At 42.1% G+C, this 24,552-nt stretch carries 16 protein-coding genes; 7 read left to right on the forward strand and 9 right to left on the reverse strand.

Features of this window, described 5'->3' with window-relative positions:
* Window positions 1-20: 20 nt before the first annotated feature.
* From msbA to rsmG, 6 genes are all read right to left on the reverse strand, one after another.
* Complete coding sequence (gene msbA / locus DFP82_RS07140) at window positions 21-1,808, reverse strand: lipid A export permease/ATP-binding protein MsbA (RefSeq protein WP_110923038.1); 1,788 nt, start codon at window positions 1,806-1,808, stop codon at window positions 21-23.
* A gap of 90 nt (window positions 1,809-1,898) precedes the next feature.
* Complete coding sequence (locus DFP82_RS07145) at window positions 1,899-2,330, reverse strand: ExbD/TolR family protein (protein WP_110923039.1); 432 nt, start codon at window positions 2,328-2,330, stop codon at window positions 1,899-1,901.
* 118 nt (window positions 2,331-2,448) lie between these two features.
* On the reverse strand, window positions 2,449-3,171 hold the full coding sequence (locus DFP82_RS07150; RefSeq protein WP_110923040.1) for a MotA/TolQ/ExbB proton channel family protein: 723 nt from the start codon (window positions 3,169-3,171) through the stop codon (window positions 2,449-2,451).
* Window positions 3,172-3,256: 85 nt separating this feature from the next.
* Window positions 3,257-4,405 carry a ParB/RepB/Spo0J family partition protein gene (locus tag DFP82_RS07155; protein ID WP_110923041.1) on the reverse strand — a complete coding sequence of 383 codons (1,149 nt, stop codon included), beginning with the start codon at window positions 4,403-4,405 and terminating at the stop codon, window positions 3,257-3,259.
* Window positions 4,406-4,546: 141 nt separating this feature from the next.
* Window positions 4,547-5,326 carry a ParA family protein gene (locus DFP82_RS07160; protein WP_110923042.1) on the reverse strand — a complete coding sequence of 260 codons (780 nt, stop codon included), beginning with the start codon at window positions 5,324-5,326 and terminating at the stop codon, window positions 4,547-4,549.
* Window positions 5,327-5,541: 215 nt separating this feature from the next.
* The gene (rsmG, locus tag DFP82_RS07165; RefSeq protein WP_110923043.1) at window positions 5,542-6,258 is read right to left on the reverse strand and encodes a 16S rRNA (guanine(527)-N(7))-methyltransferase RsmG; all 717 of its coding nucleotides are present in this window, start codon (window positions 6,256-6,258) and stop codon (window positions 5,542-5,544) included.
* A gap of 388 nt (window positions 6,259-6,646) precedes the next feature.
* On the opposite strand from rsmG, the gene DFP82_RS07170 reads away from it, so the two are divergent.
* From DFP82_RS07170 to DFP82_RS07180, 3 genes are all read left to right on the forward strand, one after another.
* Window positions 6,647-9,475 (forward strand): ATP-binding protein, encoded by a 2,829-nt coding sequence (locus tag DFP82_RS07170; protein WP_110923044.1) that lies wholly within the window; start codon window positions 6,647-6,649, stop codon window positions 9,473-9,475.
* Between the two features lie 272 nt (window positions 9,476-9,747).
* Entirely contained in the window at window positions 9,748-10,866 is a 1,119-nt protein-coding gene (locus DFP82_RS07175; RefSeq protein ID WP_110923045.1) for a helix-turn-helix transcriptional regulator, read from the forward strand.
* Window positions 10,867-10,973: 107 nt separating this feature from the next.
* Window positions 10,974-11,609 carry a TerD family protein gene (locus DFP82_RS07180; protein WP_110923046.1) on the forward strand — a complete coding sequence of 212 codons (636 nt, stop codon included), beginning with the start codon at window positions 10,974-10,976 and terminating at the stop codon, window positions 11,607-11,609.
* A 113-nt stretch (window positions 11,610-11,722) separates the two neighbouring features.
* On the opposite strand, the gene DFP82_RS07185 is transcribed toward DFP82_RS07180, so the two are convergent.
* The gene (locus DFP82_RS07185) at window positions 11,723-12,706 is read right to left on the reverse strand and encodes an ion transporter (RefSeq protein WP_110923047.1); all 984 of its coding nucleotides are present in this window, start codon (window positions 12,704-12,706) and stop codon (window positions 11,723-11,725) included.
* Window positions 12,707-13,394: 688 nt separating this feature from the next.
* Between DFP82_RS07185 and DFP82_RS07190 the strand changes: the two genes are divergently transcribed.
* A complete protein-coding gene (locus tag DFP82_RS07190; protein ID WP_110923048.1) occupies window positions 13,395-14,033 on the forward strand; it encodes an OmpW/AlkL family protein in 639 nt (212 codons plus the stop codon).
* Window positions 14,034-14,292: 259 nt separating this feature from the next.
* On the opposite strand, the gene DFP82_RS07195 is transcribed toward DFP82_RS07190, so the two are convergent.
* On the reverse strand, window positions 14,293-16,023 hold the full coding sequence (locus DFP82_RS07195; RefSeq protein WP_110923049.1) for a 2-oxo acid dehydrogenase subunit E2: 1,731 nt from the start codon (window positions 16,021-16,023) through the stop codon (window positions 14,293-14,295).
* Between the two features lie 25 nt (window positions 16,024-16,048).
* Window positions 16,049-18,862, reverse strand: a complete 2,814-nt coding sequence (gene aceE / locus DFP82_RS07200; protein ID WP_110923050.1) for a pyruvate dehydrogenase (acetyl-transferring), homodimeric type — start codon at window positions 18,860-18,862, stop codon at window positions 16,049-16,051.
* Window positions 18,863-19,472: 610 nt separating this feature from the next.
* Here aceE and DFP82_RS07205 point away from each other — a divergent pair.
* The 3 genes from DFP82_RS07205 (at window position 19,473) to DFP82_RS07215 (ending at window position 24,422) form a co-directional block, all read left to right on the forward strand.
* Window positions 19,473-21,449: a hypothetical protein gene (locus DFP82_RS07205; RefSeq protein WP_110923051.1), complete on the forward strand. Its 1,977-nt coding sequence runs from the start codon at window positions 19,473-19,475 to the stop codon at window positions 21,447-21,449.
* A 308-nt stretch (window positions 21,450-21,757) separates the two neighbouring features.
* Window positions 21,758-22,225, forward strand: a complete 468-nt coding sequence (locus DFP82_RS07210; RefSeq protein WP_110923052.1) for a hypothetical protein — start codon at window positions 21,758-21,760, stop codon at window positions 22,223-22,225.
* Between the two features lie 49 nt (window positions 22,226-22,274).
* Window positions 22,275-24,422 (forward strand): beta strand repeat-containing protein, encoded by a 2,148-nt coding sequence (locus tag DFP82_RS07215; RefSeq protein WP_110923053.1) that lies wholly within the window; start codon window positions 22,275-22,277, stop codon window positions 24,420-24,422.
* The last annotated feature ends 130 nt before the right edge of the window (window positions 24,423-24,552 follow it).

Genomic DNA, 24,552 nt, shown 5'->3' on the forward strand with positions numbered 1-24,552 from the left:
TAAAACCGAATCATATGACTCTATTCGAAATCACGATCATACATTTGTGCATAATGGCCTTGTAACTGCATTAACTCTGTATGCGTGCCTAACTCGACAATCTGCCCTGCATCCAACACAGCGATACGATCAGCAGACTCAATGGTCGTCAATCGATGTGCAATCACCAATGTCGTGCGATTTTTCATCACATTATCTAGCGCTTGCTGAATATAATGCTCTGACTCATTGTCTAGCGCACTGGTTGCTTCATCTAAAATGAGAATTGGCGCGTCTTTTAATAGTGCACGCGCGATAGACAAGCGCTGACGCTGCCCACCTGACAATTGCAAACCTTCGGCACCGATTTCGCTTTGGTAGCCATTTGGCATCTTCATTATGAAGTCATGAGCAAAGGCATCTTTTGCAGCGCGCTCAACTTCAGACTGACTCTTATTGGCTAGGCTGCCATAAGCGATGTTGTTAAATACCGTCGTATTGAACAGTACCACTTGTTGATTGACCATCGCTATCTGAGCACGTAGGCTCTCTAGTTTGATATCTTCGATTGGTATACCATCTAAAGTAATTTGCCCTGCAGAAGTTGATAAGGTGCGTGTCAATAGATTTACTAAAGATGATTTACCAGCACCACTACGCCCTACCAGTGCAACGGTTTCTCCTGCACGTATATCTAACGTAAAGTCGCGCAGTGCCACTGTCGAATCCGGATAGATCAGACTGACATTATCAAGCTTCATCTCACCCGTTAGGGCTGAGCTGATCACACCAGTGTCTTTTTCTTCTGGCTCATCTAGTAGAGCAAAAATTGACTCACCAGCCGCGATACCTTTTTGCAATTTTTGGTTCACATCTGTCAGCGAACGAACAGGCTTACTTAGTAGACCAGCCGCAGCGATATAGGAGATGAACTCACCAGCTGAAATATTATCAATCACCGATGGACGCAGTGCGAGCCACACCACAACTGACATAGCTATTGCCATCAGTAGCTGTACTGCTGGCGTATTGATACTATTGGTAACGACTACCTTCATACCTTGGAGCAAGTTCTTTTTTGATGTTTTGTCAAAACGTTCGGCTTCGTATGCTTGTCCGCCATAGTTTTTAACCACCTGATAGCCACCAATAACTTCGTTAGTAATATGACTAACATCACCCATCGTCTCTTGAATACCCTTAGACAATTTCAGGTAACGCTTAGATGCTATGCGAATGAGCCATAATATTGGTGGCAGTACGAGGAATAAAATTAAAGTTAAGCGCCAATTGCTGTAGAGCAAAAATCCAATTAATGCCAATACTGTCAACCCATCACGCAGCAAGGTCTTCATTGACTCTGTACTGGCTGCTGTGACCTGTTCAACGTCAAATATCAACTTTGATGAGATAGTACCTGCTGGATTGGCAAGATAAAATGAGCTTGGCAAACGCAGTAATTTATTGAAGACTTCTACTCGCAACTCATATACTAAGTTACGTGAAACTAAAGCAGAATAGTAATTACCCAAAAAGCTACCCAAACCACGCACAAAAAACAACGTGATAATAAGCAGTGGAAACAAATTCTGTTTGCTTTGATCACCTTGGTTAATAGCATCAGTGATGTATTGTAGAAGTTTGGCCACCCATATCTCTGTCCCAGCATTGATAGCGAAACCTAAAACCACTAATGCTAACGCCCACCAATATGGCTTCAGATAGCGTAACAGGCGCAATAATGTCGTACGCTTAGGTACATCTGATGGCTCTGCTGACAATTTTTTAGCAGATTTTTTTGTAGAGTCGGATTGATATGTTTGGCTCATAAAAGCCTCAATTTGGGTATCATGATATGAATAAACTGTACTCAAAGCACAGTTTTATAGGAGTATTTATGACACTAATATAGCCATACATTATTGCGGTAATGGTTGACCAAGTGGCACAACCGTACTGATATTGAGATTCAAAAACCCTAGTTTTCCTGCGACATCCATCACCCGTACCACAGATTGATGGGTAGCGTTAGCATCAGCGGCGATCACAAATAGCATATCACGATTACTACCCGCCTCTTGCTGTAGCATGCTGATCAATTCAGCCTCATTGCTACTGCCAAGGGTGATACCATTTACCAAATAGCTGCCGTCTTCTTGTACTGCCACTTCAATGCTGTTGTTTTGTTCTGTCAGTGCGACACCTTCAGCTTCAGGAAGAATAATATTCAAGCGACTAAAATGATTAAATGAGGTCGCAAGCAGCAAAAATACAATTAAAAATAATAAGCAATCAATCATTGGTGTTAGATTGATTTCAAGTGGTTCAACGGTTGGTTTTCTAAAGCGCATATCACTCTCTTTAATATTTTTACTATGCTTAAGGCGTGTTTAAAATGCAAATATGATGACTGGATAATTCATCTGACCCTTAGTACTAAAAATAATACTAATAGTATTATTTTTAGTACTAAGAAGTTACTGTGACTCCGTCGCTTAAACTTACCGAATCATTACCTATCGTGCCATGTAATGAAACATCAGGATTAAGCGTATCAAAGCCAGAAGTATGCACATTTCCTAGCAACTGATAGTCATACAACTCTTGAATCATCAATCCTGCTTGGGTTTCAAACTGGGCATTGATATCAATGATCCGGCGCTGAAAATAACGATAGCCAACCAATGCAGGAATCGCAACAATCATACCAGCAGCAGTTGTAATCAATGCCTGTGATACGCCAGCAGCAAGCATCGTTGGGTCTTGCATCGCGCCATCAGTAATCGCTAAAAAAGAAGAGATAATACCCAATACCGTACCCAACAAACCAAGCAACGGTGCAATCGCACCTATAGTACCAAGCATATTGATATTTTTCTCTAACTGATGAACTTGTACGCTCGCACGGTTTTGCATATGCATCGTCATTGACTCTAAACCATACTGACGATAAAGCAAACCCGTTGCCAAAATATCACCCAAAGGTGTTTTTTCTTTCACGTTCATTAATTGTGTACGGCCGATACCGCCGTTTTCGCGTAGGCGCGTTATCAATTGTTCGCGCAATCTGTTAGGTACAATTTTATTAAATTGTAAAGTATGGCTACGCTCAATGATGATAACCAATGCCAGTATTGAGCACACCACGATAGGCGTCATCAACCAACCACCCGCTTTTACCAACTCCCACATACTCGCTCTCTTTTATATTTTTATAAAAATAGTGGTAACCAAGATAGTTTAGACTTGTGCAGTCATTACAAACTGGATGAATACCTTAAGCCTGTGCTTCTATGTGCTTAATCAAGGCGGTCAACTGATCTTGATTTTGGAAAAATATCTCAACACTACCCTGCCCGTCTTTTTTATGCTTAAGCTTTACTTCAGCCCCAAGCATATCCGTCAGTCTTTGTGTCAAACGTTCCGCATCATGAGACTGTGCTTGCTCAGTACGATTGGCTTTAGGGGCTGGCTGTAAAATTGATTTCACGAGCTTTTCAGCTTCACGCACAGTCATGCCACCATCGATGATTTTTTGTGCAATAATCGGCTGCTGTTCAGAAGATAGAGCCAACAGCGTGCGGGCATGACCCATATCTAGCGCACTAGTGGCTAAATGATCTTTTACGGTATCGTGTAGCTGATTCAAGCGCAGTAGATTCGATACCGTCGTACGTGCCTTGCCCACAACTTCCGCAATCATCGCATGACTCATACCAAACTCAGTATGAAAGCGTTGTAATGCTGCTGCCTGCTCAATCACAGACAAGTCTTCACGTTGGATGTTCTCAATCAGTGCCAGTGCAATAGCCAACTCATCTGACAATGCGCGCTCAATCGCAGGTATTACTGCTTTACCCGCCATTTTTGCAGCACGCCAGCGGCGCTCACCAGCGATAATTTCATGAGTAACAAACGCTTCACTCTTGTCTTCATTTGCCAATAATGGACGGATAACGATAGGTTGCATGACACCATGCTGCTCAATCGAAGAAGCCAATTCAGCAAGCGCAGTTTCACTCATATCACGGCGCGGCTGATACTTGCCTGCTTGTAATCGTGTCACATCGATTTGTACCAAACTGATTTGATCTTCAGAAGCACTAGTGTCTGTTCCGCTAACCCGATTTTTATTAGAAGCACTCTTATTCATCGTACGCGGCGCACGTGCTTTACGATTACTAGAATCAGCAGCCTCTAGAACGGTTGGCTTTGCAGTCGATTTTTCGTTGTCCTTTGCACGACCTGTTTGAGCGGGCGTGCTATCGTTTGGCATATCAGTATCTGGCGTTACAGCTGGCAAAGTATTATCACGCGCTGCCATATCATCTTGTAAGGCAGACGCAGTGATTTGCTTTTCTTTTTTGATTGACCCCAATAAGGCATCTAAGCCTCGATTGGCAGCCAATCCTCTTTTCTTCGCCATGATTACCTATCCTATAACGCTAAAATAAAAGCCAAATGATTGTGAATACGGCTTACTCATTACTAATAAATACGATATTTAGTGCTTTATCATCTAATCTGGCTAGTACTTTTATCACCAAATTTTTATCTATAACCAAAACTAGCTGCTTTGATTCATCACTTCAGCGGCTAGCTTTTGATAGGCACGTGCCCCTTTTGACCATCTCTCGTATGCGATAACTGGCAAACCATGCGCAGGTGCTTCTGCCAAACGAATATTTCTTGGAATATGAGTCTTATACATGATATCGCCAAAATGTGCTTCCAATTCAGCGGACACATCGCGAGCCAATGTATTGCGTGCATCAAATAGCGTTCTCACCACACCGCGAATATAGAGCTTCGGATTCAGCTCCGTGAGTCGCTCAATCGTCTGCGACAAATCTGCCAAGCCTTCTAGTGCATAGTATTCACATTGCATCGGGATAATGACGCTGTCTGTGGCAACTAAGGCATTGATCGTCAATAAATTCAAACTGGGCGCACAGTCTATCACGACATAATCGTAAGCAGGTTTTTTAGCCGCTATCTGATCGTTAACCAAAGCCACCATCGCTGTTTTAAACAGCTCATGGCTATTGGTCTTGTTCATCAGGGTGATGTCCATCCCAGCCAAATCACGATTGGCACCGATAACATCAAACCCTGCCGGACTGGTGACAATGGCATCCGACAGCGATACACCATCAAGTAAAACATCAGCAATGGTCAGCGCGAGTTCATTTTTATCCACGCCCGTACCGCTGGTTGCATTGCCTTGTGGGTCTAGGTCAATCAGTAGTACATGCTTACGCTTTGCAGCCAAGCTAGCGGTCAAATTTACCGCCGTCGTGGTTTTGCCCACGCCGCCTTTTTGATTCGCAATCGCTATGATTTCCATACACTCACTCAGTTTAATTAGAATTTATTACTGTTATTTTTTTAGCTATATATTTAAAACGTGAGACATATTTAGTCATTCGTTATACAAATAACTCGCTCTGTCTCGATACCATTTAGATGGTATGTCATTTAATTAAAGACGTAAACTATGTTTCACAATCGGGCAGTCACTGTTTCATAGTTGCTATTTCATGACTGAAAGGTGCTCATAGCTTAGACATTTTTACGAGACAATTCAATTAAATGACGACTATCATGCAAACGTGGTACTTTTAGCTTAATTGTTTTTATGTGCCAATCACTATCCAAAGCTTGTAGCTCTTCTTCATTCGGCGCCTTACCTTTCATAGCACATAAGTGACCATTATCTGCTAGCCTTGGCTGCGCCACATCAACGAAATCTATCAAGCTGGCGAATGCTCTAGAGGTAACCACCTCATAACTTGCTTCATGTGCTTCGATACGAGAAGCTATCGGCTGCATATTACTCAAACCAAGTTCACTACTAATTTGCTTAATAAAACGGATTTTCTTCTGGTTACTATCAAGTGCCGTGCATTGGCGCTCAGGCTGACAAATAGCAATAATCACGGCAGGCAATCCTGCACCCGTACCAATATCAAGCAATGACCCCGATGGCAAATGCGTTATAATAGCCAAACAATCAATCACATGCTTGATTAAAGCTTCTTCAGGATCAGTAATAGCGGTCAGATTATACGCTTTATTCCATAAAAAAAGCTGGTCTAAGTACAATAATAGTGTGCGCTGCTGCGTCTCACTTAAGGATAGACCGAGCTCATGAACTGCTTTCGTCAGAGTGTTGGCCAGCACCGGCAATTGTGATCCAAGCTTTACAAATCCAGTAGGATCAATATGGATAGTACCTGTACTAGCAGATGATGACGTGATTTTATCGGAAGCTGACATACAACAAGTTATCCAGTTTTGACATGTGAACCGTCTATTTTATCATGCACTCTGTCTATTGAATAGTTGCAGATTGCGCCAATGTGAGACATCTTATACTATCTAGGCCTGTATTGAGGTGTTATTCTGCTTTGATAGCCATAAACTCACTGTTAATTTGTCTCTCATTTATTCATCATACACACTGGTATATCTCATAATGATACAAAACTGCGTTTAATGATTTAGCTAAAACGTTGCCGTATCTTGTAAAATACCTTGTAAAATTTCTTGGTTAACTATTCAATATAAAGTATAAAAAGTTCAGCATAAATGTGAATACCTGATAGCATAAAACCAATCACAGAGATCAACACTCCACCTTTTTAAGAAGATATGTCCTACGCCTATGACCGAACAGCCACACGCCCCTATCTCTACAGTATCAAGAGACGCTAATAAAAAAGACACCAATAATATGGCAACACCCATCGCTGAATTGACAGACACATTGACGAATGACAAAAAAGTAAAAACACCGCACCCACTCTTTATTGAGGTAAAGCAGCGCTGTCTTATTGGCGCTGAGCAATTAAAGCGTTATAGCGAGCTAAGTGAGCTGCCGACAGACACACGTACGGCACCAGATTTAGATGTTGGGTTTGGTCAGGAGCGCGCGCTCAAAGCCTTACACACAGCTTTAGACATTAAGGCCAGTGGCTACCATGTGTTTGCAGCAGGTGAAAACGGCTTAGGAAAACGTACTGTAATCAGCCGCTTGCTAACACGCATCGCAGCCGATGCGCCGACACCTGATGACTGGGTCTATGTGCACAACTTTACCGATCCACGCACCCCGTTAGCATTACGTCTGCCTGCCGGTCAAGCCTCGCTATTGCAGCAGCAAGTTAACAACTTATGGCAACAAGCCAAAAAACGACTAAGTCAACGCTTTCGTAGTGACCAATACCAAAGCAAAATCGAAGCCATCAAAAACGACACACATCAAAAAGAAAGTCAGGCTTATGAAGTGCTTAACGCAGAAGGTAAACAGTACGACTTAGCGCTGACGTTCCGCTCTTTCGATAACAAAGCCATGTTTGTGCATCCTAGCAAGCTACCTACAGAAAATAGCGATGCTGATGTCAAACATGAAAAATCCTCTAACAATGATAAAGCCCCCTCCAAGATAGAGGACCATAGCACCGCTGATACTTCTAGTATCAATACTAGTATTGATAACAGTAACGATGACAGCACTAACGAATATGGCAACAGTGAATACGAAGCTGAGCTGAATAACTTTGTCCAAAAGAACCATATGCAAAAACGCTTGAGTCAGCTGACCATCGCCTTAGAGCAGTTAGAGGACGAAGCCAATGACGCGATAGAAGCACTGCATCGCAATATTGCACGCCGTGCGCTACAACCTTTGTTTACGCCTGTTTATGAACAATTTGCAAATCACCCACTGGTTGTTGATTATCTCAGAGCCATATTTACCGATATGATCACTCATGTAGAGCGTATCGTTAATGGCGATGATGAAGAGTTTGTGACGGCCGTTCTGACCACAACACCCAGTCGCTATGCGGTCAATGTCATTGTCAGTCATACGCCTGACAGTGGCGCACCCGTTATTTTTGAAGATTTACCGACGCATTTAAACTTGTTAGGGCATGTCGAGCAAATCACACAATTGGGTACCGTCACCACTGACGTCAGTATGATTCGAGCGGGGGCTTTGCACCGTGCCAATGGCGGCTATCTGTTATTAGAAGCCAGTCACTTACTAGAGCACCCCTACGCTTGGCAGGGTCTCAAGCGAGCATTACAATCCCGTAAAATTAAACTCTCAAGTCTTGAGCAGATGCTGACACTCACAGGAAGCTTATCGCTAGCACCTGCCCCTATCGACCTTGATATTAAAGTCATTTTACTTGGCGAAGCAGATTTATATTATGAGCTGTTAGAGCTTGAGCCCGAGTTTGATGCGGTATTCAAAGTTCGTGCCGATTTCCACGATGATGTGGTTCGCACCAGTGAACACGAGCTGGCATTGGTCGCGAAAATGGCTGACATCATTGATTATGCCAACCTCTATCCGTTCGATCGTAGTGCGCAAGCCACCCTACTTGAGCATTTGAGCTTACAAGCAGAAGACCAAGATCGACTCAGCTTGCACAGTGATTTATTGATTAAGCTGTTGCATGAGTCGAATCGCCATGCACGTTTGAGCGGTAAAAACATCGTCAATGCCAATCACGTCACCCAAGCCATCGAAGATATGGACGAGCGCTCAGGGTATTTACGTGATCTCTATTGGGATGAGCTCAAAAATGGTCAGCAACTTATTCAGACGCAAGGCAATGCCGTTGGGCAGGTCAATGCACTAACGGTGGTCAGCTATGCTGATAGTGAATTTGGCATGCCAGCACGTCTTACGGCCGTTATTCAGCCAAATATTGGTACTGGTGAGATTCTGGATATCGAGCGCGACGTAGATTTGGGTGGTAGCTTACATGCCAAAGGCATGCTAATTATGACCAGCTACTTGCGGGCCCTATTTAGTCAACATCATGCCTTAAACTTTAGCGCTTCACTCGCTTTTGAGCAGAGCTATGCCCATATCGATGGTGATAGCGCCACTGTTAGCGAAGGTTGCGCGTTGTTATCTGCTTTAGCAAATGTACCGATTGATCAGTCCTTTGCGATTACTGGCTCTATGAACCAGTTGGGTGAAGTGCAGGCAGTAGGCGGTATCAACTCTAAAATTGCAGGGTTCTTCGATGCCTGCCGAGAGCAAGAGTTAACGGGCCAGCAAGGTGTTGTCATTCCGATGGCCAACGTCAAACAACTCATGCTACGCGACGATATTATTGCTGCCGTTAATGCGGATGAGTTTCACATCTATGGTGTCCATACCCTGAGCGAGGCATTGACGCTGATGACTGGCCTACCTATCGATACCATGAACAAAAAAAGTCGCTATCGCAAAGAAACATTATTTGGAAAAGTCTTAAGCCGTCTGATGCTGTGGGATGAGAACCAAAATAGCGATGATGATATTGATGATAAAAAATCGAAAAAGAAAGACAAAAAGCAGAAAAAAACCAAACGTCAAAAGAAAGCAGATAAGAGAAAAAAAGAAAAACGTAAAGAGAATAACAGCACTATAATCATTGATAGCGAAGCAGATACCCATAACGAACCAAGTACTCAGAATAGTGACGCTTAATGAGGTATTGACGCTATATAAGTTCAAATATAGTCGATTCAATTTAAAAGTAGTACAAGGCAACCGAGTGTAGATGTATATGTGATACTTCAAGCGAGGTTAACGCTGTAATACTTTTATAGTGGAACGACTATACAGCAGAATCATTGAATAATCTCCGTTGCTAGACGCTACGGGGATTTTCTGCGATGATATAGGGTCACTGACCCACCGCTAGCATATAAAATTGCCCTATAAAAACTGACTCGATACTTCATAAAGGCTACTTCCTAATGACTGTACATCCGACTGACGCCGATCACATTCAAACTCAGACAGACGCTAATGAGCAAACCAAAGCGCTAGCGGCTGAGAGCAGTAGTACCTCGGAAGTGAGCAACGATAATCGACATGGGGCAGCGACGACTGCTCGCCAATGGCAAGTACTATCGCAACTACAGCGCAATCGTTGGGTAGGCACCACGCATATCTACGAGCAACTGATGATGGCAGGTTTTGATATCAGTCTACGCACGGTACAACGTGATTTAAATGCGCTGGCGAAACGTTTTCCTATCGAAAAAAACAATGCCAATCCACAAGGCTGGCGCTGGTGCGATGATGCGCCGCTACAAAGCTTGCCGCATATGAACTTATCACAAGCGGTGGCCTTTAATATGGTGGAGGCTAATCTCACCCAATTACTACCCCCTGTTATTTTGGATGAACTGTTTCCTTGGTTTGACTTAGCACGGCGCCAACTTAAAAACAGCAAAGTCACCCATTCATGGATCGATAGAGTACGCATTGAACCTGCCACGCAGCCATTGATTGCTCCGCATATCGATTTGGATAGCAAAGACAATATTTATCACGCGCTATTTTATCAATTACAAATTAAAGCCTGCTATACGCGCAGTGATAAGTCGCAATCTAGTGAATATATCCTAAACCCTATTGCTATCATTCAACGTGGTGTCATTATTTACCTACTGGCAACTCGTACTGATGATCCCGAAGTTGTTATCCGCACCTTTGCGCTACATCGATTTGCCAGTGTTGAGATACTTGAAAGCGCAGCTAAAACGCCTGACAATTTTCAACTCGATACTTACTTAGATGCAGGTGGCATGGGCTTTAGTCACCCATTATTCAGTGAACTTCCTGACCATGGTAAAAATACCGCTATCGAGCTACAATTCACCACACAAGCAGGCAAAAGCCTCACTGAAAGTAAGCTCAGCGATGATCAAACCGTCACGTTAGATAACGACAGATTGACCATACAAGCAACGGTCAATCTAACCTCACAACTGGTCTGGTGGTTGCGCGGTTTTGGCAGTGGTCTATTAGATGCAAAACCTCAGCTGCTATATCAAGCGGTATTGGACAAGTCTTTAGATGATAAATAGCGACTGGATAGATAACGACTAATAGCTATGACGCTAAAAGTTAAATCTATTCAAACTTCTAAACTATATATACCTCTATTAAAATTTAAGAACGAATAAGGAACACTATGTCAATCACTGCCCCATCGCCATTACTGTCAGACAGTTTAAGAGGACTGGGCCTAGATGCAGGAACCTTGTTTTTTTCGCTAAATTATGAATTTACTAAGATTGAACCCAAAGGGTTGTTCAAGCGCTTTAAAAAGAATCAAAGCGCGATTGATATTGATTTGGCCTGTGTGCTATATGACAAAAACTGTACTATTAGTGACATCGTTTGGTTCAAACAATTGCGTGACAAAGCTGAATCGGTTAAGCATCAAGGTGATAGCTTAAACGGTAAAGATCGCGGTGAGCAAGCGATGTATTTGGCCCCTCTTGATCAAGAGCAAATCAGACTATACTTAGATAAAATTCCAACACATATCACTCATATTGCTATGATTGCCAACTCTTACCATGGTCATCCATTTTCTAGAGTGAAAACAGGCGAGATTCACTTAAGTGATGATGAGGGTAACCATTGTTTTGAAGTCAATCTCAAAAAATTACCACGTGATTGCACAACGCTTTGGGTCGCTCATTTACGTCGAGAAGTGGATGACTGGCATCTAACATTGCAAAACTTACCGCTGCCTGCCGAAGATTTGGCCAGTGCCGCGCAAGAAGTGGCTCACGAACTGGCACGTGCACTCCCTCTATAAGGGATATAGCATTCGTACGATACTCACCAAGTAATAGTGTATAAAAAGGGTGCGACTTTATAAAAACGCTGCACCCTTTTTTGAACACACTTCATAGTGGAAAAAGCACTTTTCTACAATCGCTCACCACAATGTGAGCAAAAATTCTTCTGCCCTATTTCTACCTCTTTTTCTCGGCGCTCAAGCTCTTGCTCACGCAGTACTTGCAGTACAATATTTTGTGCCTGCTCTTTATCTAATCCTAGCTCGCGGCGAATCTTATCGATCATCATCTGATTCTGTACCAAATCAAAATCACTATCGATCAGCTGCTCTCGAAAGTGCTGCTCAAGCTCTTCACGACGCTGAGCAAGCTCATTGGCCAAACCTGTCGCAAGGATACCTGCAGGTAATGCTGCCAGCCCCACACCCAATATCGTAATAACGGCGCCCAATATCTTACCCGCATTGGTAATCGGCGTGACATCACCATAGCCCACTGTGGTGAGTGTTACAACAGCCCACCACATCGCTTTAGGAATAGACTCAAATTCTTCTGGCTGTGCATGATTCTCAACCAAATAAATCCCACTAGATGCCGTTACAATCATAATAATCAAGATAAAGATAACCGCTTGGAACGATCCTTTTTCTTTACTGATGACCACTAGCAGAATACGCATCGAAGCAAAATAGCGTGTAAGTTTGAGGATGCGAAATAAACGTAGGATACGTAAAAAACGCAAATCGATAGAGACAAAGAAGTTCAAGAATGCAGGGATAATAGCAATCAGATCAATCAATGCAGACGGGCTTTTTAGCCAGTTCCAACGCTGTCGCCAAGTCGTGCCATCTGGTTTTACTTCAGCCACGCACCACAACCGTAGCATGTATTCGATAGAAAACACCACAATGGAGAAGTTTTCAAACCACGTAAAATAATCTTGGTAAGGGTAATACCAACTGTCGACTGACTCTGCAATAACCGCCGCCACATTCGTCATGATCAAAAATATTAAAAAATAGTCGATATAACGACTGAAAAGCGTGTCATGCTCATCATTTTGTAGAATATTATAAACAAAAATACGTAGGCGCCGTATAGATTGGAATAGCATACCGTCCCTATGCGGTGAAACACCGGTCTTATATTAGTAGATACTTAACAGTATTGTACTATAAGCGTGCTGCCAGTCGCGAAAATAGAAATTTATGAGAAGTCACGGTAACGTACTATAAAAATAGTAAATATAGACTACCGTAAATAACGTACAGATAATCACCATAATAGAAAATCTTAGGAACTGCTCATCGGCATTCAATTGCTGACTGACATCCTGCGCAGGTAGTAGAAACAAACAGCATTCAGGACAGCAAGAGTCCATCCGATTCAATATCTTTATAGAATAGGCATTGTCACAGCGCAGAGGAGAGTTACTACAGTAGCCAAGCATAATATATTACGCCTATTTTTATACCATAATCATTCATTCAAGAAATGAAACACTAAATATCTTAGAACTTTAAAGCAAATAGTCACACATGTACCTACTACATATTAGCATCACAATAGTTGGTTATTTAAAAAAATGCCAAACATATCAATGTAAATAACTTTATATTGTAATTTATGAGATAAAAATCTTTAATATACATTTAAAACCTTACAGATAAAACGGTTTTGTACTATAATAGAGTCATAATGTTACAGTTTAATCAACAATCATAACATTGTGTATCAGTAACTAATGCTATCCCTTATTAGAAACTGGCCCATAATCATCTATCACATTGAGGAACTAAACGATGAAACTACAATCCCTAGTTTTAGCCACTGCTACTGCACTTACTATGACGACTGCTTTTGCAGTACCTGCTGGTACTTGGTCAGTTGCTGCCGGTGCACATTATGTTGACCCTAAGAGTGATAACGGTACGCTTAATGCAGGCGGCACAGACTACTCTGTAGATGTTGGTGGCGATGCGCGTCCAACACTTACTGGCGAATACTTCGTTGCTAATAACGTTGGTATTGAATTGCTAGCAGCGATTCCATTCAACCATGACATCACATTGACTGATGCTGCTGGTAACGAAATTAAGGGTGAAACTCAACATTTACCACCTACTTTGTCTGTCCAGTATCACTTTGATGGTTATAACATCCCTTTAAACATCAAGCCTTTCATTGGTGTTGGTGTGAACTACACGACTTTCTTTAAAGAAAAACTATATACTGGCGGTTCAGCTAACTTAGAGATCGATGATAGTGTTGGCGTTGCTGGCCATGTCGGTGTTGATTTCCCATTCACTCCAACGGATGCTTTCCGTATTGATGCACGCTATATCGACATCAAATCAGACGTAAGCCTAAATGGCGATGATCTTGGTGAAGTAGATATCAGCCCTTGGGTATATGGTGTTGCTTACGTAAAAAGCTTCTAATTAGAAGTCCGTTTTACTAAGTCGTACTTATAGTAATGAAAAAGCCGGTATCTACCGGCTTTTTTGTGTCTGTTGTTTAGCGACAATACAAGCAGTTACTATCCAAGTGTACTGCAAATGCGCTAATGGAAGCTGTTTGTGCATACTCCATATATCTTAATTACGCTCAAAATATCTTAATTACGTTCAAACTTTAGCGCATAAAAAAGACCGTCCGTAGACAGTCTTTTTTCAAACCAACACTATTATGTATTTAGATTTATAGCAAAATGCGGCGTGGATCAGCCAGTAGCGTTGCAATATAACGGGTGAATACTGCAGCGTCTGCCCCATTAATCACACGATGGTCATAAGACAGCGACAACGGTAGCATCAGACGTGGCTCAAAGTTTTGCTTTTTGGCATCCCAACGTGGCTGCATACTTGCCTCAGACACGCCTAAGATACCAACTTGTGGCCAGTTCACCAGTGGTGTAAATGCTGTACCACCTAGGTTACCTTGGCTTGAAATAGTAAAGCTCGCCCCTTGCAAATCTTTGGTGCTGAGCTTCTTATCACGCGCTTTAACAGCAAGCTCACCGATTTCGATAGCAATCTGCTTCAGACCTTTATCTTGCACGTTTTTGATAACGGGTACGATGAGACCGTCATCAGTTGCCACTGCGATACCCATATTGACACTTTTACGCAAGATAACTTGAGTATTATCATCGCTTAAATGACTATTGAAGCGTGGATGCTGAGTCAATGCATAGGCAGTCGCTTTGACCACAAAGGCCAAGATGGTGAAGCCAATACCTTCTGCCTTCATGCCACCTTTTAGCTCACCACGTAGTTTTTCTGTCTCAGTGATATCTGATAAGTCAAACTGCGTCACTTGTGGTAGCAATGTATTGTAATTGAGCTGTGGTATCGATACTTTCTGTAGACGGCTAAGGTCTAATGTCGATGTTTCACCCCAAATCTCAGTATTACTCATGTCAGGTAAGCTCGGTAAGCCTGAACTCGCCACACCACTGCTAGCAGGTGCTGCTTTTTGAGTGGTCAGACTTTCTTTGACATGTGCAAACAAGTCTTCTTTTAGAATACGATCATTCAGTGCCGAACCGCTCACTTTTGTGATATCCACACCCAACTGACGTGCAAGCTTACGTACAGCTGGACCTGCATAAACGTCAACCAGCTTTGCATTTACTTGTGTTTCTGTCAGCTTGTCAGCTTTCTTACTGGCGGCCACATTAGACGTTGTAGATTTTTCTGCCTGTTTTGGTTCACCAGTTGTTTTAGCAGCAGCTTTCTCTTCTGATTTGGCTGGTGCTGACTCTTTCGACTCAGAACTATCTGATGCAGACTCACTCTCATCAGCAGCGTCTGTACCACTGCTCATGATAACGATAAAGTCTTGACCATTAGCGACCATGTCACCTGTCTGGACTAAGATTTTTTCAATCTTGCCGGCTTCTGGTGCTGGTACTTCAACAGATGCTTTGTCAGATTCGATCAATAAAATCGACTGATCCGCAGTCACTGTATCGCCTACACTGACCATAATTTCAGAAACTTGCGCTTCGTCAACACCTAAGTCAGGTAGAGCATGAGTCGTTGACTTACTAGCATTCGCAGCTGGCTTGGCGCTAGACTCTAATGACTTTGATTCAGTCTCAGCTGGCGCGACTTCTTCTGGCTTAGCAGCAGTGGCTTCTTCTGTATCACTCGCTTCTTGATTGTCATCAGCAGCGCTATCATCACGTTCCGCACTGTCTTCTGAACTCTCAAGTTCAATCAATACCATGCCTTCGCTAACTTGATCACCAATAGCAATATTGATCTTGGTGACTTTACCAGCAGCAGAGCTTGGGACTTCAACTGAGGCTTTGTCAGATTCTAATAATACGATGTTGTCATCTTTTGCGATGACGTCACCGATTTCTACCATAATCTCGCTGACTTCGGCGCTATCAACACCCAAATCGGGGGCTTTAATGTCCATGATTTATCTCCTAGTCTTATGGTTATTATTCTTTGACATCACCATCATTGAGTACATTAGCATCTGCTTGATCTTCAGCACGACCTTCACTACTGATTTCTTCGTCGTCTTCAGCGATAAACTCAGGAACAGGATTTGGATTTACGTTACCTGGTGCTGGTGCATCTGGAGACTGATCATAGTAAGACTGCTGTTGCCATGCAGGTGGATGATCCACATCAATGCCTAGGCTAGAAATAGCGTCTTTAACCAAACGCATCTCAACTTCACCTTCATCCGCAAGACGTTTAAGCGTTGCAACAACGATATGCGCGGCATCAACGTTAAAGAAACTGCGTAAGTTTTCACGAGTATCAGAGCGGCCATAACCATCAGTACCCAACGTGGTATAAGGACGGTTGTCTGGTAACCAAGCACGGATTTGCTCTGAGTAATTGCGCATATAATCTGTCGCTGCAACTACGATACCTTCGTGCGGTGCTAATTGCTCAGTAACCCAAGGTACTTTCTCTTCATCCATTGGATGCAGACGGTTGTAATCATCACAAACCATACCATCACGAGTCAACTCGTTAAAGCTGGTCACGCTCCATACGTTAGACGTAATGTTGAACTCGTCTTTTAGGATCTGTGATGCTTTTTGCACTTCACGTAAGATAACACCTGAGCCTAATAGCTGTACTTGTGCTGAGCCATTGTCCTCGAGCAGATACATACCACGTTTGATACCTTCTTCAGCACCTTCTGGCATTTCAGGTTGCTCATAGTTCTCATTCATTAGCGTTAGGTAATAATAAACGCGCTCGCCTTCGCCATACATGCGGCGTAAACCATCATGCATGACAACCGCTAACTCATAACCAAAGCATGGATCATAGGTCACACAGTTAGGGACTACGTTAAACAGAATCTGTGAATGGCCATCTTGATGCTGCAAACCTTCGCCGTTAAGCGTCGTACGGCCAGCCGTTGCACCCAATAAGAAGCCCTGTGCTTGACAGTCACCTGCCGCCCAAGCCAAATCACCCACACGCTGGAAACCAAACATCGAGTAGTAGATATACATTGGAATCATCGGCAATGCGTTCACAGAATAACTGGTTGCTAACGCAATCCAAGTACTCATTGCGCCTGCTTCGTTGATACCTTCTTCTAACATGTGACCATCGATAGCTTCTTTATAGCCCATCAATGCTTCACTATCTTCTGGCGTATATTTCTGACCAACAGCTGAGTAGATACCCAACTGACGGAACATACCTTCTAGACCGAAAGTACGCGCTTCATCAGGCACGATCGGTACGACACGATCTTGGATGTCTTTGTTTTTTAACATCGCTGATAGTAAGCGGACGAATACCATGGTCGTCGATTGCTCTTTACCATTACTGCCTTTTAATACCCGATCAAACATCGATAATTCAGGGATATTCAGTGGAATATGGCCACTGCGACGGTTTGGTAAATGACCACCCAACGCTTCACGACGGCCTTTGAGATACTTCATCTCCGCTGAACCTTCTTCAGGACGGTAGAATGGTAGAGTCTCTAGCTGCGCGTCGGTAAATGGCAAATCAAAACGATCACGGAAATACATCAAGGCTTCTTGATCAAGCTTCTTGATCTGATGCGACTTATTGACCGCTTGCGTTTGAGCAGATAAGCCATAACCTTTAACGGTTTTAACTAAAATAACCGTTGGCTGACCTTTGGTTTTCATTGCTTCACTAAATGCGGCATAAACTTTAACTGGATCATGTCCACCACGGTTTAAGCGCGAGATCTCTTCGTCAGTCAACGCATCTGCCATTTCTTCCAACTCTGGATATTTACCGAAGAATTCTTTGCGGGTAAATTCAGGCGTGCGCGCTTCATACAACTGATACTCGCCATCAACCACTTCTTCCATGCGCTGCTTAAGCACACCTGTATGGTCTTTACCGAGTAATGAATCCCAGTTGCCACCCCAAATAACTTTGATAACTCGCCAGCCTGCGCCGCGGAATACTGACTCTAGCTCTTGAATGATTTTACCGTTACCACGTACTGGACCATCAAGACGCTGCAAGTTACAGTTGACTACCCATATGAGGTTGTCCAGCTTCTCACGACCAGCCAGAGAAATAGCACCTAAGCTTTCTGGCTCATCCGTTTCACCATCACCTAAGAACGTCCAAATCTTACGACCTTCTTTTTCTAGCAATCCACGGTTTTCCATATAGCGATGTACATGGGCATGATAGATAGACATGATTGGGCCAAGTCCCATCGATACGGTTGGGAACTGCCAATAATCAGGCATTAGATATGGATGTGGATAGCTTGATAGACCTTTGCCGCCCACTTCACGACGGAAATTGTCGAGCTGATCTTCGGTCAAACGACCTTCTAAATAAGAACGTGCATAGATACCTGGTGCTGAGTGACCTTGATAATAAATCATGTCACCACCGAAGTGATCGCTAGCCGCGCGGAAGAAATGGTTAAAACCCGTTTCATAAAGTGTTGCACTAGAGGCGAATGTCGCTAAGTGACCACCCAAATCATCGTCGTTTTTATTGGCACGCATAACCATAGCAAGTGCGTTATAACGAATCAAAGCACGTATTTTACGCTCCATGCCTAGATCGCCTGGGTACATTGGCTCATCTTCGACAGCAATACTATTAACGTAAGCGGTGTCTAGTCTATTGAATGGCAGTCCTTCTTGGACTGCCATGTTGTACAAAGCTTTTAGCAAAAACTGAGCACGATCTTTGTCCGCATGTTTGAGTACAGACTCAAAAGCTTGCAGCCATTCCTGTGTTTCGGTGCTATCAGCATCCTTATAATAATTCATCTTTGTTGTCCTTGTTTGTCAGTCAATCCTACTCAATAGCAGGAATTTATAAAATCAAAGTATTACTTAATACTGTCTTACATACATGATGTGCTCAATGACTTCCTTGTTAATTTTGAGAAGTTACGTTTCATATTGAAGCTTGTATGACTGTACTTCACCGCTCCACAATGTCGAACCGTTCAATATAACGATTCTAAAAGCAGCAGTACTATCCATTACATACGAATGGAATAGTTAGGCAGTCAGGACAAAGTCATCACTCAACGCCTACAGCCAATTATCAAACGATAATAACTCTCTATTATAGGCGCTTATGACATAGATGTTTATAGCTGTAAAGAAATGACGATATGACAAGTATTTTTAAAATAAATAATGATTAGTTTTTTTAAAAATGACTAATATAGTGATAGCTTAAAGTCAAGTATCTAAAAGGTAACAGGTTAATGATCAAGACGTCTTGATGTGATTGGTCATAACAAAACTACCATTCATCAACTTCCTATGATTTTTACGAAATTATTACCTAATATACTTATTATGTAACATATAGAGCGGTTTGGTAGGTAGACATTTATACCGAGTTTTCGTTTATAGGAACAGCAGCATGCAGCAAACTCAACGACTTTTAGACTCAATTAGCACATATTTATTCAGTAAATATATATGTCGAATGATGGCATTGATAGCCGCTGTTCCTATGCTTTTAGTCAGTAATTTGGCCTTTGCTGAAGCCAACCCTACATGCCCAAGCGATCATGCGGTGTACTATCTGGGCTCTAAGAGCACTACTCCTGCACCCAAAGCAACGCTCAGCTGGTCAGCAGCAGGAAATGCTAGTACTACCTATAGCTTTGATAGCGGTCTTAAGTTAGTACTATCATTTTCTGATATTAACTTTGTTAGAACTGGCTATCCAGAGGTCAGCAGTTTTAGCGGTGTGACAACGAATGCTCTTAATATTCGCCATAGTAGCGAGAAAATCGACATCAATCATAGGCTGACAGCTACTATTAATAAACCAGTATCAAAATATGGATTTGTTGTTCAGGATTTAGATGCAAACCTAAGTGGAAAATATACTGAGTCAGTCTCACTTGTCACTGCTGGTGGCGCTTTTAGCAATTATACTACATCAGGCACTACAACCAACTTCACATTATCTAATTCAAGCAAAACGATTACTGCTAACCAATGGACGAACTGTAATCCCACTAGTCCATGTAACTTTAATATTGAATGGGGAGCACAGTCAGCAAACACACCATTTGTTACCACTCATGGTAATACCTATACGGGAGCTTCTACAACCGCATCCACTGGTGACCATGTAGTGGGCTACTCAGACTTCTACTTTTGTCTTGCACCACCTAAATTGACTGTAAAAAAACAATTAGAAGGTACTCGTTTTAACGACAGCGATACTAAACGTGACCAATTCAATATTAAAGTAGCTGGTGGAAAGTTAACTCCTGATACTCAAGGCTCTACAGCTTCTTTTACGACAACAGGGACAGGTTCAACCATAACTAACGGAAGCACTGTTACTCCATTGGAATTAGCTCCAAGTACTATCTATACCATATCTGAAAGTATAATAAATGGTAATGCTAGTAACTACAGCACTAGCTATACTTGTACCAATGCGACAACCGGTAGCACGACTGTGATGCCTACTGGCACAGCCGGCTCATTTACGTTGTCCAATTTAAATTATGGTGATGAAATCACATGTACTATCACAAACAGCCCTAATTATGTGTTCTCAGGCACTGTATTTAATGACAATGGTGGTATTACCGACGCCCAAGCTGATGCTACCAATAGCACCATCACGAGTGGCGTGTATAACAACTCTAATTATTTCAACGGCATATTGAACGCCCCTTCTGAAACAGGTATCTCTGGCAGTACAATTACATTAGTAGATAAATGTGAGAATCCAACCAAAACCTACGCCACACAAACCTTAACCTCGACAAACGCAAGCGATATTGGTACTTACCAATTTAACATCGCTAGCAGTATCATCGGTACTCAAAGCTCTGTTTGTCTCATCGAAACTTACAGTGGGAGCGCCTACCCTGTACGCACAACGATTGATAAACGTAGCATCAGCTTAATAACCAATACCTATAGTTACTCAAATAATAATTTTGGCCGAGTGATTACTAAAAATTCAGCCATCGTACTTGAAAAAGAGCAAGCAGCAAATACGTGTACTATTACAGACTTGACCAAGGTCACCACATATAGCAAAAACGCATTATCCAGCTCAACGAATGGCGCTGATGTGCAGCCAGGTCAATGTATTGCTTATAGAATTACAGCCACAAATCGCGCAAACATGGATATTAGCAATTTTATTATGCAAGATGTACTACAAAAAAATGACGCTAGTAATCCAGCAGACACTACAGTTACTTCTGTATTGGCAGATCCAACACGAGCCTCTGGCATTTACAGCGATGGTCTCGTTAAAGGTCAAAATGGAACTATTACTACCATAGCTACTGTGTTGACAAAAAGGAGCATTCGCAGCTTTTATTTCAACACTCAATATGGATCAACGCAGTCCAAATAATCTTTCCGTACAATCGTCTACAGCCCTTACCACCTATGAACAACAGTCGATATCATAAATTGATCGACTGTTGTTTTTTTTTACCTATTTGACGAGTCAGTTTTACCATTCAGCTGTTTTATAACTCCCTCCATCTGCTTTTTCTGAGCTTAAATAATAAACTATATATAATTACCTTAAGAATACTAAAAACGTATTTTACTTACATCAAACATACAGAACATTCTGAAAACACGTTGGAAAAATTCACGAAATGAATTGGTTTGTTGAAGTGAAATAAATATTTTTTACTGAAAGAGAGACGAATTATGAAATTTTCTGCCATAACAACCAAATTAGTCATGACAACTATATTATGTGCCAGCTTTCTTGGTAATGCACATGCAGCAGATGCTCTAAAAATGGAACTAACAGCCAATCAAGTTATCAAAAATGCAGACGGTAAGACAGTATATTCTCCGGTACGTACCGCACCAGTAGGTACTGTCATTCAATACAAGGCAACTTACACCAATACTATTAATAAAGATATCAACGACTTGATGGTCACTCTACCTATTCCTATAAATATGACATTCACTGGTGAGGCACAACCTACAAGCGCACAAGCCAGTACTGATGGCAAGAATTATGCCGATATGCCTTTAATGAAAAAGGTAGATGGCAAGATGGTAAAAGTTCCATATTCTGAATATCGTACTCTACGCTGGAATATCAAATTATTACCGGCGAAGAAGACCGCTGTTGTTGCTATCAATACTACCGTTGACCGATAAACCTATTGACTCTTAACACCTCTAATTAAACCCCTAGGAAATTTACCGTATGAAACCTAATTCATTTAAATACTCAGTGTTGGCTGTTGGTCTAGCCGCAGCAATGAGCATCACTACTGCCAATGCTGCTACCCCGACGGGCGGTACTTCTGGTTCATTTAATGTAACGAACAAAGCAACTGCTTCTTATACGGTTGCCGGTAATACCACTTCACAGACTGCAGAGTCGAATGTAGTTACGGTGAATGTTACTGAAACTGGTTCGTTCTCTTTAATATCAACAGTAGTTGATGATGTAAAGGATGATGATTTTGGTAAAGACCGTACTATTAATGCGCAAGCGAGCTCAACAGTAGATTTCACTCATACATTGACTAACGGTGGTAACGTTAACGACACTTACAAGATCACTCTTGCTAATGTAACTGGCGATAATTTTGACTACAACCTTGGCAATAGTGTTATTAAGTATCAAAAAACCAATGCAGCTGGCACTAACATTGGTGGTGAAGTAACTATTTCTAATAACGATTCAATTGCATTGGCACCAGGTGAAAAAGCGCTCATTACCGTTACTGCTCAGTCTGATACTAAGCGTGTTGCGGACGCTAACGGTATCTTGACGGTTACTGCTGAAAGTACTTACTTAAAATCGAAATCTGCAAACACAGCTCCTGCTACTTATACAGCAGTCAACACTGATAATGCTAAGACAACAACTCCGATATACAAAATCGTAAAATCAGCTCAAACCAATCTTTTAAACAAGAACTTTGATTTAAATAATGCCAATGCTTATGTTGATTACACTGTAACCGTTAAAAACGAAGGCAATATTGATGGTACTGCCATTGTTATTTCTGATGACTTACCTACAGGCTTAGTTGCCATAAAGTCTACTGAGACTAGCTACACTGCACCGACCACTATATCTTCTAACGGTAGCGCAGCAGTTGCACCTGTTATATCTAGTGATGGTAAAACCATCTCAGTGACAGGTCAAAACGTTAAAGTAGGCGAAACTATTACGCTTACTTTCCGTGCTAAGAAAGCAACTGGCGCAACAACTAGTAGCTTATTTACCAACTATGCAGTTGTTAAAGATAATACTAAGAGCGATGTAAACGCTAACACCCCGGATATCATTGATAGGTCTGATGATGGTGCTACTGCAGGTGGCCTAACAGAGAGCACTTATGAAAATACAGCTACGCCTACAATAGGTAAAGATGACAATACTAATGCAACCGTGACAACGACTAATCAGACTCGTGCTATTGCTATTACTCCAGGTGTAAACAAAGAAGTGGCTTTAGTTACTCCTTCAACTAACAACGAAGTTACCAATACTTATACTTATACCATCACCAACAACGGTACTGATGTCACAGAAGCAGCAGGAACAGGCGATAATGATAGTTCTGTAAAACTGTCTATAAAGCCGACGGCTACTAGAAATAATGGCATTATCGATGACCCTAATATCAGTATCACACGTGTATACGTGGATGCTAACAACAATGGTAAATTTGACTCAGGTGAAACTGAACTCGTCGGTGTGAACGGTATTTATGAGCTGAACGCTGCCACTCCTTTCATAACAGGAAGTACTACTAATCGTAAAGGCCTAGCTCCTGGCGAAAGTGTCAAAATTGGCGTGCAAGTTGCCTCGTCAGGTGAAGGTAGCAACGATCCAAACTCTACACAAGCTAATGTAAATAACATAGGCGACTTTGAGACTTTAACAATAGCCATTCAGCCTAAAGGTCCAGTTAACGGTACTGCTGCACCTACTAGTACTGGCGATAATCCATTGTCCACAACGTCCACTACGACTATGCAAGGTGTTAATCTGACAAAATACCAAATAGTAGATAGTTGTGGTGCGAATCCTGCTGTTAGCTCTGCTGCTTGGTCAACTGGAAATGTAACAGCGACTGCTGCTCAGTGTATCTTCTATAAGTTAGAATCTAAGAACACTTTTACTGATAGCGCTAGAGTAATTAACAACCTTGTCGTATCAGATACTTTGGCATCTACGCTTACTTATCAAGCTAACAGCTTTTCAGCTTCGCCGACAGCAACCGATCAATCTCTTGGTCAGGTGATAAAAGTTACGTTTGCAACTGTAGCAGCTAATACAACCGCTAACGTTGTATTTTCTGCGAAACCTTCACAGACCGGTACCAATCAATAATTAATTCAATAAATCTATGAGTAGCGAATGCTGCTTATAGAACATCCTTCTAGCTTGACCTAATCGATTTTTATTAGCCAAGCTAAAAGGCTCTTACCCTACCCTTTTATGTTTTATTGGATAAGCGACA

Source organism: Psychrobacter fozii (assembly GCF_003217155.1).
In the GTDB taxonomy this organism is placed as follows: domain Bacteria; phylum Pseudomonadota; class Gammaproteobacteria; order Pseudomonadales; family Moraxellaceae; genus Psychrobacter; species Psychrobacter fozii.

Coding starts and splice junctions, on each gene's coding strand:
- msbA (WP_110923038.1), bottom strand. CDS start 1,808: ATGAGCCAAACATATCAATCCGACTCTACAAAAAAATCTGCTAAAAAA.
- DFP82_RS07155 (WP_110923041.1), bottom strand. CDS start 4,405: ATGGCGAAGAAAAGAGGATTGGCTGCCAATCGAGGCTTAGATGCCTTA.
- DFP82_RS07185 (WP_110923047.1), bottom strand. CDS start 12,706: ATGCTATTCCAATCTATACGGCGCCTACGTATTTTTGTTTATAATATT.
- DFP82_RS07145 (WP_110923039.1), bottom strand. CDS start 2,330: ATGCGCTTTAGAAAACCAACCGTTGAACCACTTGAAATCAATCTAACA.
- DFP82_RS07195 (WP_110923049.1), bottom strand. CDS start 16,023: ATGGACATTAAAGCCCCCGATTTGGGTGTTGATAGCGCCGAAGTCAGC.
- rsmG (WP_110923043.1), bottom strand. CDS start 6,258: ATGTCAGCTTCCGATAAAATCACGTCATCATCTGCTAGTACAGGTACT.
- DFP82_RS07215 (WP_110923053.1), top strand. CDS start 22,275: ATGAAACCTAATTCATTTAAATACTCAGTGTTGGCTGTTGGTCTAGCC.
- DFP82_RS07210 (WP_110923052.1), top strand. CDS start 21,758: ATGAAATTTTCTGCCATAACAACCAAATTAGTCATGACAACTATATTA.
- aceE (WP_110923050.1), bottom strand. CDS start 18,862: ATGAATTATTATAAGGATGCTGATAGCACCGAAACACAGGAATGGCTG.
- DFP82_RS07160 (WP_110923042.1), bottom strand. CDS start 5,326: ATGGAAATCATAGCGATTGCGAATCAAAAAGGCGGCGTGGGCAAAACC.
- DFP82_RS07150 (WP_110923040.1), bottom strand. CDS start 3,171: ATGTGGGAGTTGGTAAAAGCGGGTGGTTGGTTGATGACGCCTATCGTG.
- DFP82_RS07190 (WP_110923048.1), top strand. CDS start 13,395: ATGAAACTACAATCCCTAGTTTTAGCCACTGCTACTGCACTTACTATG.
- DFP82_RS07205 (WP_110923051.1), top strand. CDS start 19,473: ATGCAGCAAACTCAACGACTTTTAGACTCAATTAGCACATATTTATTC.
- DFP82_RS07170 (WP_110923044.1), top strand. CDS start 6,647: ATGACCGAACAGCCACACGCCCCTATCTCTACAGTATCAAGAGACGCT.
- DFP82_RS07180 (WP_110923046.1), top strand. CDS start 10,974: ATGTCAATCACTGCCCCATCGCCATTACTGTCAGACAGTTTAAGAGGA.
- DFP82_RS07175 (WP_110923045.1), top strand. CDS start 9,748: ATGACTGTACATCCGACTGACGCCGATCACATTCAAACTCAGACAGAC.